12 protein-coding genes and 1 tRNA gene are annotated in these 11,894 nt (G+C 71.0%); 5 read left to right on the top strand and 8 right to left on the bottom strand.

The window, feature by feature from the left end; translation table 11 throughout:
- Positions 1–21 precede the first annotated feature (21 nt).
- On the top strand, positions 22–528 hold the full coding sequence (locus OXG55_09835) for a VOC family protein (protein MCY4103543.1): 507 nt from the start codon (positions 22–24) through the stop codon (positions 526–528).
- A 53-nt stretch (positions 529–581) separates the two neighbouring features.
- Here OXG55_09835 and OXG55_09830 read toward each other — a convergent pair whose 3' ends face one another.
- The 4 genes from OXG55_09830 to OXG55_09815 form a co-directional block, all read right to left on the bottom strand.
- On the bottom strand, positions 582–1,550 hold the full coding sequence (locus tag OXG55_09830) for a transglutaminase family protein (protein MCY4103542.1): 969 nt from the start codon (positions 1,548–1,550) through the stop codon (positions 582–584).
- A 122-nt stretch (positions 1,551–1,672) separates the two neighbouring features.
- Positions 1,673–2,668 carry an alpha-E domain-containing protein gene (locus tag OXG55_09825; protein ID MCY4103541.1) on the bottom strand — a complete coding sequence of 332 codons (996 nt, stop codon included), beginning with the start codon at positions 2,666–2,668 and terminating at the stop codon, positions 1,673–1,675.
- Between the two features lie 22 nt (positions 2,669–2,690).
- Positions 2,691–4,166, bottom strand: a complete 1,476-nt coding sequence (locus tag OXG55_09820; GenBank protein ID MCY4103540.1) for a circularly permuted type 2 ATP-grasp protein — start codon at positions 4,164–4,166, stop codon at positions 2,691–2,693.
- Positions 4,167–4,241: 75 nt separating this feature from the next.
- On the bottom strand, positions 4,242–4,724 hold the full coding sequence (locus OXG55_09815) for a hypothetical protein (protein MCY4103539.1): 483 nt from the start codon (positions 4,722–4,724) through the stop codon (positions 4,242–4,244).
- A 211-nt stretch (positions 4,725–4,935) separates the two neighbouring features.
- On the opposite strand from OXG55_09815, the gene OXG55_09810 reads away from it, so the two are divergent.
- Positions 4,936–5,625 (top strand): protein-L-isoaspartate(D-aspartate) O-methyltransferase, encoded by a 690-nt coding sequence (locus OXG55_09810; protein MCY4103538.1) that lies wholly within the window; start codon positions 4,936–4,938, stop codon positions 5,623–5,625.
- A gap of 33 nt (positions 5,626–5,658) precedes the next feature.
- Positions 5,659–6,345, top strand: a complete 687-nt coding sequence (gene rpe / locus OXG55_09805; GenBank protein MCY4103537.1) for a ribulose-phosphate 3-epimerase — start codon at positions 5,659–5,661, stop codon at positions 6,343–6,345.
- 49 nt (positions 6,346–6,394) lie between these two features.
- Here rpe and OXG55_09800 read toward each other — a convergent pair whose 3' ends face one another.
- Positions 6,395–7,015 carry an ATP-dependent Clp protease proteolytic subunit gene (locus OXG55_09800; GenBank protein MCY4103536.1) on the bottom strand — a complete coding sequence of 207 codons (621 nt, stop codon included), beginning with the start codon at positions 7,013–7,015 and terminating at the stop codon, positions 6,395–6,397.
- Positions 7,016–7,077: 62 nt separating this feature from the next.
- Here OXG55_09800 and OXG55_09795 point away from each other — a divergent pair.
- Positions 7,078–7,162, top strand: a tRNA-Leu gene (locus tag OXG55_09795).
- A 15-nt stretch (positions 7,163–7,177) separates the two neighbouring features.
- On the opposite strand, the gene rdgB is transcribed toward OXG55_09795, so the two are convergent.
- A complete protein-coding gene (rdgB, locus tag OXG55_09790; protein MCY4103535.1) occupies positions 7,178–7,771 on the bottom strand; it encodes an RdgB/HAM1 family non-canonical purine NTP pyrophosphatase in 594 nt (197 codons plus the stop codon).
- 102 nt (positions 7,772–7,873) lie between these two features.
- Positions 7,874–8,605 (bottom strand): ribonuclease PH, encoded by a 732-nt coding sequence (rph, locus tag OXG55_09785; protein MCY4103534.1) that lies wholly within the window; start codon positions 8,603–8,605, stop codon positions 7,874–7,876.
- A 174-nt stretch (positions 8,606–8,779) separates the two neighbouring features.
- Between rph and OXG55_09780 the strand changes: the two genes are divergently transcribed.
- Positions 8,780–10,651, top strand: a complete 1,872-nt coding sequence (locus OXG55_09780; GenBank protein ID MCY4103533.1) for a 5'-nucleotidase C-terminal domain-containing protein — start codon at positions 8,780–8,782, stop codon at positions 10,649–10,651.
- A 221-nt stretch (positions 10,652–10,872) separates the two neighbouring features.
- On the opposite strand, the gene OXG55_09775 is transcribed toward OXG55_09780, so the two are convergent.
- Positions 10,873–11,823 (bottom strand): cysteine synthase family protein, encoded by a 951-nt coding sequence (locus OXG55_09775; GenBank protein MCY4103532.1) that lies wholly within the window; start codon positions 11,821–11,823, stop codon positions 10,873–10,875.
- Positions 11,824–11,894: the final 71 nt, after the last annotated feature.

The raw sequence follows: 11,894 nt of genomic DNA, 5'->3' as shown, positions 1-11,894 counted from the left end.
CGAGCAACGGGAGGACACGCCATGGCAGCGTTCAAATCAGTCGATCACGTCGGGATCACAGTCAAGAGCCTCGAGGTCTCGGTCCCGTGGTGGAGTTATTTCCTCGAGGCAGAGCCGTTCTGGCAGGCGAGCTGGCTGGCCGCAGACATCGACGACTACGTGGGAACCATCGTGGGCTACGAGAACTGCGACATGACCTGCGCATTCTGGGAACTGCCCGGTGGCACGGTCCTGGAGATGCTGGAGTACCACAACCCGGGGCCCGGCCGTGTGGACATGGAGTCCTACAACGCCGGCAACACCCATCTCTGCCTGGAGACGGAGGACATCTACCGGGACTACGAGCGGCTGCAGGGCCGGGCGGAGTTCCGCTCGCCCGAGCCGGTCCGCTGCGCCTGGGGCAAGTACAAGGGCAACATGGCCTGCTACCTGCGGGACCCCGACGGCGTCTCCATCGAGTTGGTGCAGTTCGTCGGCCAGCCGCGCCCGTTCCAGGAGCAGAGCCCGTTCAGCGACCCCTACGCGTAGCGCCACCACGGACACAAGGCCCTCCCGGCGCACCTGCCGGGCAAGTCGCCCGGCTATTGCTGCTGTTGCTGGTGTTGGTGGCCGGGGGGTGGCGGTGGGGGGTCGTTCGTCAAGATGCGGGGGCGGCTGTGGCGACCGGGGGTTGATTGGGGCTCGTCGGACGGTCGCCTGCCGATGACCACCTCGGCTTCGACCTCGGCTGAGGCACCGCCCATGAACGCCCCGCGCACGGGTGGCACGTCGCTGTAGTCGCGCCCGCAACCGATGACGACGTGCCGCTCCCCCACGTCGCCGCCGTTGGTCGGATCCAGCGCCCACCAGCCCACGCCGGGAACCGCCGCCTCGATCCAGGCGTGGGTCTGCACGCTCACCACGTCCGCGGTCTCCTCTCTCGCCGCGGTCTCATCGGCGGCGAAGAGGTAGCCCGACACGTAGCGGGCGGGCACGCCGACACTGCGCAGCATCCCGATCGCAAGGTGCGCGAAGTCCTGGCAGACCCCGACCCCGCCGGCGAGCAACGCGCCCAGCGACACGCCGATGTCGGTCGTGTCGGACTCGTAGCGCAGCGCCCCCCGAACCTCCGCCACCACTGCGGCCAGGAGTTCCGGTACCGAACCGGCGCCCCTCACCGCCGCTGCGGCCCTCTCGGCGACGCCGTCGCCGATCTGCCAGCGGACATGCTCGGAGGACTCGAGGAACTCGAAGTGGGCGGCGCGGAAGCCGGGGGACGACAAGCCCTCGATCGGAGCGTCGGGCACCAGCACCGGGCGGGCCGAAGTCTCGACGGACGTCTCGGCAACCAATTCGAGTGACGCGTGCGGGGTCCGGACGCCGACGTGGTCAACCGCGGTGCCCCAGTAGTCGAACGCGCTGAACACCGGCGTTTCCGGCTCCGTGGTCAGCCGCGACGACAGGACACGCTGCGTCTCGTCATCGCGGGGGCGGACCCGCACCTCGTTCTGCGACTCCCGGACCGGCCTGGAGTACCGGAAGTGCATCCGGTAGCGGATGTCCAGCCTCACGGCCGCCCCGCTCGGGTCGTCCGACGAGTGTTCCGAGCTATGCGGCTGCAGACCGGATCGCCATCCTGAACACTGGGTTCCGGCCTTCGCCGGAACGACGGTCTGTGGTGCCGCGACATTGCTCAGCAGTCTCCCGGCCGCATCTGCGCTCCCGGATGAGCCCCACCGGGGCGCAGGTACTCGGAGCTGGCCGTCGGGAAGCCGAGCGGGGGCACAACCCCGGCGGCGATCTCGCTCGCCACCTCGGCCAAGTCCCAGTGGAGATCCGACAGGACCGGCAGCGGCTCCTGCGCCATCGCCTCGGTGATCTCGCCGAGCTCGAGGCGGGCGCGCAGCAGACCCGCACGGCGGCGCGGCCCGTCGAGCGCACCGGCGACCGAACCGACGCCCCGCAGGCTCTCCTCGGCCCGCATCAGGCACGACAGGACAGAGCGTGGCAGGTCGGTCCCCGCCAGCAGGTAGCGCACCACGCCCTCGGGATCGGGCGCGTGCCCGTGCCGGCGATGGTACGCCTGCAGCGAACTGGTCAGCCGCAGCATCCTGGTGGCGTCCATGGTGCCCCGGGGGTCGGTGTAGCCGGCGACGAGGAGTCCGACGGTGAAGACCGACCGTTCGATCATCCGTCCGATCAGGATGAACTCGTATCCCTCGTCGCGCCGCATGCCCTCGTTCAGCACGCCGCTGATGGCCAGGCAGGCCCGACGGACCATCAGCAGGATCTCGTGAAGCCGCTCCGGCGGCAGTTCGATGTCGCCGAACTCCCGGAACCGCAGGTACAGGCCGTTGGCCTCCTCCCAGAGTTCGATCGGGATCCGCTCCCGCGTCGAGCGCAGCCTCTCGCGGACGGCGCTGACGGCCGAGAGCACCGAGCCGGGGTTGGCGGTGTCCGACAGCAGGAAGGCGAACAGCTGCCGGCGCCCCCCGAGGCTGCCGAGCGGCGCCGCCACCGACTCGAGGCCGAGCGTCTTGACGAGCTGCTCCACCTCGATGCGGGCCTCGTCGGGGCGCAGGTGGATGATCGAGTTGGCGGCGTAGTCGAGGCAGCGGACCGTGGCCTCGGTCCGCTCCAGGTAGCGGCCCACCCAGAAGAGGGCGTCGGCGTGGCGGGCCAGGATCACCGCTGCGACCGCCGGGGGGGCACTACGAGTACTCCGGCGTCAGCACCCAGGTGTCCTTCGAGCCGCCTCCCTGGGAGGAGTTCACGATGAGCGACCCGCGCCGCATCGCCACGCGGGTGAGGCCACCGGGGAAAACCTCGGTCCGCTCGCCGGTGAGCACGAAGGGCCGCAGGTCCACGTGGCGGGGCTCGAGGCGCTCCTGGGTGAACGACGGCAGGCTCGAGAGTTGCACGACCTCCTGGGTGATCCAGTTCCGGGGATCGGCCTCGATGGCGGCGCGGGCGGCTTCCAACTCCTCGTCGCTGGCGTGGGGCCCGATCAGCACCCCGTAACCGCCCGACTCCCCCACCGGTTTGACCACCAACTCTTCGAGTCGCCCCAGCGCCTCGGCCCGCTGGTCGGGGTCCCACATCATGTAGGTGGCGACATTGTCGATGATCGGCTCCTCACCGAGGTAGTACCTGATGAGATCGGGTACGTACGGGTAGACGGCCTTGTCGTCGGCGGCGCCGTTGCCGATGGCGTTGCACACGGTCACGGTCCCGGCCCGGAGCGCGCCGAGCAATCCCGGCACGCCCAGCGTGGAGTCGGGGCGGAACGAGACCGGGTCCAGGAAGTCGTCGTCGATGCGCCGGTAGATCACGTCCACGGCGATGAGCCCCTCGATGGTCCGGGCGTACACCGTGCCCTCGTCGACGACGAGGTCACGGCCCTCCACCAGCTCGACACCCATCGAGCGAGCCAGGAAGGCGTGCTCGAAGTAGGCCGAGTTGAAGATGCCGGGGGTCAGCACCACCACGTGGGGGGACTCCTGGCCGCCGGGTGCCATCGACTCGAGAGTGGACCGCAGCATCCGCCCGTACTGCTCCACGGGCTGCACGGCGTGGTCGTAGAACAGCCAGCTGCACGCCTTGGCCATGGCCGCCCGGTTCTCGATCACATAGGAGATGCCGCTGGGGTTGCGCAGGTTGTCCTCCAGCACCCGGTAGCGGCCGGCGTCGTCGCGCACGACGTCGATGCCGGCGATGTTGCAGTGCGCCCCGTGCGGCACCTCGATCCCCATGGCGTTGCGCTCGAAGCCGCGGGACGACACCACCAGCCACCGGGGCACGATCCCGTCGGCGATCGCTGCGCCCTCGCCGGCGTACAGGTCCGCCAGGAAGTGGTTCAGGGCGGCGACCCTCTGGGTCAGGCCTCGCTCCAACTCGTCCCATTCGAGCGCCGAGATGAGCCGGGGGAAGAGGTCCATGGGCCAGATCCGCTCGGTGCCCTCCTCCTCGCTGTACACGGTGAAGGTGATCCCCTGGCGCCGGAACTCATCGGCGACCAACCTCTCGAGCCGCTGCGCCTCGCCGGCGTCGAGCTCGCCGAAGCGTTCGACGATCCTGCGATAGACGGCGCGGGCCGAGCCGTCGGACTCGAAGGCTTCGTCGAATCCCCGAGCGGGCTCATAGCGATCGAGCAACCCATTGCCCGGCTCTGGCATCGACTCAGCCACGAAATCCCATGCTAAAGCCGCCGGCCGCTCCAGGGGTGACGGTTGCGGCGTCGCCGCCCCGAGCGTTGGACCGGCTCAGTGCAGGGCGAAACCGGCCGCGTTCCGGTAGGTGCCGGGCGGATCACTGCGGACGAGGGCGATCTCGGTCGCCGTGAAGGCGGCGTGGACCGGCGGCGCGTAGCCGTCCGGCGGCCCGCCCTTGTAGCGGGCGACGGTCAGATGTCCCGTGAAGGGCCGATCCGGCGGCGACTGCCCGACGTGACGGGTTGCGGATATGATCTCCGCCGCCAGCTCGTCGAGGCCGCGGGCCGGCACCACGAGGACCGCCCGTCCCAGCCGCTCGACGGCCGGGCCGAGGACCACCTCAGCCCTCGGCAGGCGCAACCCGGACAGCGCCGCCACGGCCTCGCCCTCGTCGCAGTCGCCCAGGAACCGCATGGTGACGTGCAGGCGCTCCGGGACGGTCCAGCGCACGCCGGGCAGGTCGGGACGGGGCAACCCGTCGAGAGCATCCAGCGCCTCCCTCGGCGGCCAAACCGCTACGAACAACCGGGGCATGGCCCCACAGTAGGGAATCGCCACAGTAGAGAATCGGTCGTGCCCGGCAAGCCTGGCGGCAACTCCGCCGCGGCGCCGACGGGAGGCGTGGCCCGGGACTCCGGCCTCCACCGGAACGGCGACGAGGGGGCCGGTGGTACGGTCGGGCTGAGGTGTTCGGCCGCAGACCCGCAGGCTACGGCTCTGAGACTCACCGGGGAGCACCCGTGCCGTGAAGGCCCGACCACAACCGCCGTTCGACGCCCACCGGGCGGAGATGGTGCGCCACGACCTCGCCCGGCGCGGCGTGCGCGATCAGCGGGTGCTGGAGGCGATGGGCTCGGTGCCCCGGGAGGCGTTCGTCCCGTCCACCCAGCGTCGCAGCGCCTATGCCGACCGGGCGCTGCCCCTCGGGTTCGGCCAGACCGTGTCGCAGCCCTACGTCGTGGCCGTCACCCTGGAGGCATTGCGGCTGGCGGCCGGCGACAGGGTCCTGGAGATCGGCGGCGGCTCGGGATATGCCGCGGCTGTGGCGAGCCGGCTGGCCGCCGAGGTGGTGGCGGTGGAGCGCATCGAGCGCCTGGCGAGCGGCGCTCGGGAACGGCTGGAATCCCTGGGCTACGGCAACGTGACCGTCGTGTGGGCCGACGGGTCCGAGGGCCACCCCCCGGGCGCGCCCTACGACGCCGTCTTCCTCTCCGCCGCCGCACCCGCCGTGCCGCGGGCGCTGTTCGAACAGTTGGCTCCGGGGGGCCGGCTCGTGGCGCCGGTCGGCGCGGCCTCGCGGGACCAGCAGTTGGCGCTCTACGAGAAGCCCGAACCCGACGGCGGGACGCCCGACGGCGAGGCCCGGCGCTGCGCCGGCCTGCTGCCGGTGGCCTTCGTCCCGCTGCTCCCCGGTGTGCGAGGGACCCCGAAGTAACCTGACGGCGCCCTGTCCCCTTCCCGGCCCGCCATGACGACGAACCCGCCGATCCACATCGTGCCCTCCACCCTCAGCGCCGACTTCAGCCGGCTCGGCGGGGACTGCGCCGCGCTCGAGGCGGCCGGCGCCGACCGCATCCAGTGGGACGTGATGGACGGCGCCTTCGTGCCGAACATCACCTTCGGGCCCGACGTCATCGCCGCCTCGCGCCCGCACACGTCGCTGCCGTTCGAAGTGCATCTCATGGTCGAGGGCCCCGAGGCGCTGGCGGCGCGTTACGTCGACGCGGGATGCGAGTTGCTCATCGTGCACGCCGAGGCGTGCGTGCACCTGCACCGCACCCTCGATCAGATCCAGGGACTGGGGGCGGCCGCCGGCGTGGCGCTCAACCCCTCGACGCCCGCCGCCGCCGTGGCGCAGGTACTGGACCTCACCGACATGGTGCTGGTGATGACGGTGAACCCCGGCTTCGGCGGCCAGAAGTACATCGCCACCATGGAACCCAAGATCGCCGAGGTGCGCCGGATGATCGAGGAGTCCGGTCGCCACATCGACTTGGAGGTGGACGGCGGCATCGGCGCGGGCACCGTGGCAGGGGCGGCCGCCGCCGGGGCGAACGTGTTCGTGGCCGGCAGCGCCGTCTTCGGCCATCCCGAAGGCCTCGCCGCCGCCGTGGCGGAGCTGCGCAGCCGGGCCGAAGCCGCCCGCGCCGGCTAGGCGATCACGGAAACAGGCTCGAGGGAACCCGGCCGGGAGGCCGGGCGGGTCAGCGGATCTCGCCGCGGCCGGCGATCACTTCGTCGATGATGCCGTACTCCTTGGCCTGCTCGGCCGTGAACCAGCGGTCCCGGTCGAAGTCGGCCTCGACCTGGTCCACCGGCTGGCCCGTGTGCTCGGAGATGCGCTCGGCCAGGATCTTCTTGATGTAGGTCATCTGCTCGGCCTGGATGGCGATGTCGGAGGCCTGGCCCTGCACCCCGCCGTGGGGCTGGTGCATGAGGATGCGGGCGTGCGGCAGGGCGTAGCGCTTGCCGGGGGCGCCGGCGCACAGCAGGAACTGCGCCATGGAGGCGCCGAGCCCCATGCAGATCGTGCCCACGTCGGGGGTGACGAACTGCATGGTGTCGTAGATGGCCATGCCCGAGGTGATCGACCCGCCCGGCGAGTTGATGTAGAGCCAGATGTCCCGGTTGCGGTCCTGGCCCTCGAGGTAGAGCAACTGGGCGGTGATGGAGTTGGCCAGCTCGTCGTCCACGGCGCGCCCGAGGAACACGATCCGCTGGCGCAGCAGTTGCTGGAAGATGTCCTGGGAGCCGTCTCGCTTGTTGGCGTCCTCGTTGCGGGCGGCGTCGGGCGCGCCCGGCAGAGAAAGACCTGACAGTTCCACCGGTTCACCTCCCGGACGTCCTGCGCGCAGGCTACCGATAATCTGATCGCGGGCCACGCCCCGCGCCAGTGACGGAATCCGGCAGACGTGCAGGGTTTAGGTCCCTGTGAGCCTCGGCTCGTGTGGGTTCGAATCCCACCTGGCGCACATGGCGCGGCGCGGTCAGCCGGCCGTCGCCAGTAGACGCGCCAGCTCGCGCAGGGCTCGACCCCGGTGGCTGATTGCTCCCTTGGCCTCCAGGCTCATCTCGGCGAACGTCGACTCGCCGGGTGACGGCACGAACACCGGGTCGTAACCGAAGCCGCGCCCGCCTCGGGGCGAGCGGGCAATGAAGCCCTCCACGACGCCGTCCGCCAGCAGCTCACGCCCGTCGGGCCAGCGCGCCACCACGACCGTGCGGAAGCGGGCGGTGCGCTGCGGTGCGGCGACCCCGGCCAGCGCCTCCAGCAGCTTCGCCACGTTCGCCTCGTCGGCGGCGCCCGGGCCGGCGTAGCGCGCCGAGTGGACACCCGGAGCGCCGTCGAGGGCGTCCACCTCCAGGCCGGTGTCGTCGGCCAGCGCCGGCGCCCCGGCGAAGCCAGCCACGGCGACGGCCTTGGTGCGGGCGTTGGCCTCCAGCGTGTCGCCGTCCTCGCGCACGTCGCCGAGCGCAGCCGGGCGCTCCAATAGCGTCGCCACGCCTTCCAGGGCGGCTCGCATCTCGATCAGCTTGTGCGGGTTGGCCGTGGCCGCCACGAAAGCAAGGAACTCACTCACACCGCCGGGCGCTCCAATGGCGTCGCCACGCCTTCCAGGGCGGCTCGCATCTCGATCAGCTTGCGCGGGTTGGCCGTGGCCGCCGCGAAAGCAGGAGCTCGCTCACGTCCCCGGGCGTTCGGCCGGCGGGGCGCTCAACGACTCGCCCTGTCGGCGGACGATCTCGGCGATCCCCGCGCCGGCGTGGTCCAGCAGCTCGTCCAACATCGGGCGCCCGAACGGGGTGCCCTCGGCGGTGCCCTGCACCTCGATGAGGCCGCCTGTGCCGGTCATCACCACGTTCATGTCGACGTCGGCGCGGACGTCCTCGCGGTAGTCGGGGTCCAGCACTGCCCGCCCGTCGACCACGGCCACCGACACGGCCGCGCAGGCGTCCGTCAGCGGGTGCGGGCCGGCCAGGCCGGCTCGGCTGAGGGCGTCGTGCAGAGCGATGTACCCACCGCAGATCGACGCCACACGCGTGCCCCCGTCGGCCTGCAGCACATCGCAGTCGACCGTCACCGACCGCTCGCCCAGGCGCCCGAGGTCGCACACGGCCCGCAGCGAGCGACCGACCAGCCGCTGGATCTCCTGGGTGCGGCCCGACTGGCGGCCCCGGCGGGCCTCGCGGTCGACCCGCTCGGGGGAGCTGCCGGGCAGCATCGAGTACTCGGCGGTCACCCAGCCGGTTCCCCGGCCTCGCATCCAGCGCGGCACCTCGTCGCTGACCGAGGCGGTGCAGAGCACTCGGGTGCGACCCAGGGCCACCAGCACCGAGCCGTCGGCCATCTCGGTGTAGTCGCGGGTGAAGGTCAGCGGTCGCAACTCGTCGGGTCTGCGTCCGTCGGATCTCACCTTCCGCGTCCTCCGTTCGGTGGTCGGTAATCGGCGCCACAGGCTACGCCGGAGTTCGAGACTGCAACCTCGACGCAACAGTCACCGTCGGGGCGTCGCCTCCGAGGCCGGTACGACACCGATGCGCCCCCCGCCGCGCAAGCAGAGTTCAAACGATGGTTCTATAGTCCCGCCATGACTCAAAAACGCCTCCCCACGAGGGAAAAGAACCATCGAATCAATTGGCGGAAGCCCGCCGTCGTACTCGCGGCGCTCGGGCTTCTCGTCTCGGTCACGGCGCTCGCCCCGACCGCGCTCAACGCGCAGGACGAAGCGGCGTACACGCTCACCATCCTGCACAACAACGACGGCGAGTCGAAGCTGCTGCACAATCCCGCCAGGGGCTTCCCCGGCGTCGCCCGATTCGTCACCGCCATGCGGAGCCTGCAGGAGGGCGCCGGCACCGACGGGGTGCTCACCGTCACCGCCGGCGACAACTTCCTGGCCTCCAAGGAGTGGAACGTCAGCCTGGAACGGGGCGCGCCGTTCTACGACTCCATCGCCCTGAGCGGCCTCTACGACGCCATGGCGGTCGGCAACCACGACATGGACTTCGGCCCCGACGTGGCGGCGGAGTTCTTCGGCGGCTTCGACCCGCCGGTCGTCTTCCTGTCGGCCAACCTGGACGTGTCGGCCGAGCCGGCGCTCGTGGCGATGGTCGAGGCCGGCCGCCTCGCCCGCAGCACCATCGTGGAGACCGGCGGCGAGCGAATCGGCGTCATCGGCGCCATCACCCCGATGCTGGGAGCGATCTCCGCGCCGCGCAACGCCGTCGTGTCCGCCGTCGCCGAGGCGGTGAACGCCGAGGTCGCCGCCCTCACCGAGGCCGGCGTCAACAAGATCGTCCTCATCAGCCACCTACAGCAGGTGGATGAGGACGTGGAGGCGCTCGCCTCCATCTCCGGCGTCGACGTGGCCATTGGCGGCGGCGGCGACGAGATGCTGCGCAGCGACACCAGCACCTGCCTGCCCGAGGAGGAGACCGCCGGCCCGTACCCGCTGGAGGCCACCGACGCCGACGGCAACACCGTGCCGGTCATTACCGCACCCGGCGGCTACCGCTGCATCGGCGAGCTCGTCGTCGGCTTCGACGCCGACGGCAACGTGGTCTCCGCGGCGGGCCGCTCGGTGGGCGTGAGCCTCGACGAGACTCCCGACCCCGACGTCCTGGCGTCGGTCGAGGAGCCACTGGCGGCGGCTGTGGCGGCGCTGGACAGCAACGTCCTGGCTACCACCGAGGTGGACCTGGACGGTCGACGTTCTCAGGTCCGGACGCGCGAGACCAACCAGGGCAACCTGGTCGCCGATGCCTCGCTCTGGGTGGGCACCGAGCGCGCCGAGGAGTACGGCACCGCGACGCCGGACATCGCCATCCAGGGCGGCGGCGGCATCCGCAACGACTCCATCATCCCCGCCGGCAGCGACCTCAGCGAGTCCACGACCTTCGACATCTCGCCGTTCAACAACGTTATGGTCACCTTCGAGATGACCCGCGAGCGGCTGAAGGAGGCAATGGAGGTCTCCTACGACTGCATCCCGGGCACCTGCGGGCAGTACTCGCAGGTGGCGGGCATGAGCCTGGTCATCGACATCGGCATGCCGGCACGCGAGACCGACCGCGAGGGCGACTGCTCCAACATCGGCCACGAAGGCGCCCGTGTGCGCAGCATCGTCCTCGACGACGGCACGGTCATTGTCGAAGACGGCGAGGTGGTGCCGGGCGATCCGGTCGTGATGACGACGGTGAGTTGGTTCGCCGGCGGCGGCGACTGCTTCCCGGCTGCCGACCTGCCGCACACCAAGCTGGGCATCAACGACCAGCGCACGCTGGCCGACTACCTCACCGATGCCCTCGGCGGCGTCGTGACGGCCGAGCAGTACCCGTCCGGCGGCGAGGGCCGCGTCACGATCATCGACTCCTCCGCTGACAAGATGGACGACGGCGAGACGATGGAGGACGGCGAGATGGACGACACGGGTCCGCCCGACGAGCGGGCGACCGGCTGACTCTCCCGCCAGCGGCGGTTACCGGAGCGTGGTCCCGGGTCACCGGCCCGGGGCCACGCTCCCGACCTGATCCACACCCGTCACGCTGGCCGCCCCACCCGAGCCGCCACGCCACACCCCCTTTACCGCCGCGTCATTCCGGCCACCCGAGCGTCGTTGCGGCGAAGGCCGGAATCCAGACGCGCGCGCTCGCCAGTACCCACAACCCGCCGCCCAAGCCTTCAGAAGTAGATGATGCGCTCGGCGCGCTCCACGACCTCGTCGATGGGGTCGGTCCAGGCCCGCGTCGAGAGGTACTTCCAGCCGCCGTCGGCGGCCACGAAGACGATCACCCCGGAGGTGATGCGCTCGGCCACCCGGCAGGCCCCGGCCAGGGCGGCCCCGCTGGAGATCCCGGCGAACACCGAGGCCTCGGTCGCCAGGCGGCGCGTGTACTCCAGCGCCTCGCGGGTGCGCACGATCCGTTTGCCGTCCAGCAACTCGTTGCCGCCCCAGTTCTCGTAGACCGGCGGGATGTAGCCGTCGTCGAGGCTGCGCAGCCCCTCCACTTTCTCCCCCGCCGGGGGCTCCACGGCGTAGACCCGCACCTCGGGCTTGTGCTCCTTGAGGTAGCGGCCGCAGCCCATGAGCGTGCCGGCGGTGCCGAGGCCGGCCACGAAGTGGGTGATGTCGGGGCAGTCGGCCAGGATCTCCGGGCCGGTGGTGGCGTAGTGCGCCTGCGGGTTGGCCTCGTTGGCGTACTGGCAGAGGTAGGCCCATTCGGGGTGCTCAGCGGCAAGGCGCTCGGCCCGGCGCACCGCCCCGTTGGAGCCCTCGGCGCCCGGGGAGTCGATGATCTCGGCGCCGTAGATCTCCAGCAGGTCGCGCCGCTCGACCGAGACGTTGGCCGGCAGGACGATCTTCACGGGGTAGCCCCGCAGCCGGGCGATGAACGCCAACGCGATGCCGGTGTTGCCCGAGGAGGGCTCCAGGATGGTTGTGTCCGGCCGCAGCGCGCCGTCGGCCTCGGCGGCCTCGATCATCGACCGGGCTACTCGGTCCTTCACCGAGCCGCCGGGGTTCTGGCCTTCCAGTTTGGCGAGGATGTGCACCGCCGGGTTGGGGCTGAGCACGCTGACGTCCACCAGCGGCGTGTTGCCGATGCAGTCAATGACGGAGGCGAGGACACCCATGGCGGGCTGGGGAGAGTCGTCTAGGAGTGTGCTGAGTAATCCACGGGCAGCGCCGGTCGGGTGGCCAGGTC

The sequence above is a fragment of the bacterium genome, from assembly GCA_026708055.1.
Lineage (GTDB): Bacteria > Actinomycetota > Acidimicrobiia > Acidimicrobiales > CATQHL01 > VXNF01.
Note: the sequence above shows the minus strand (reverse complement) of the source record. Positions and strands in the feature narration are given on the sequence as shown.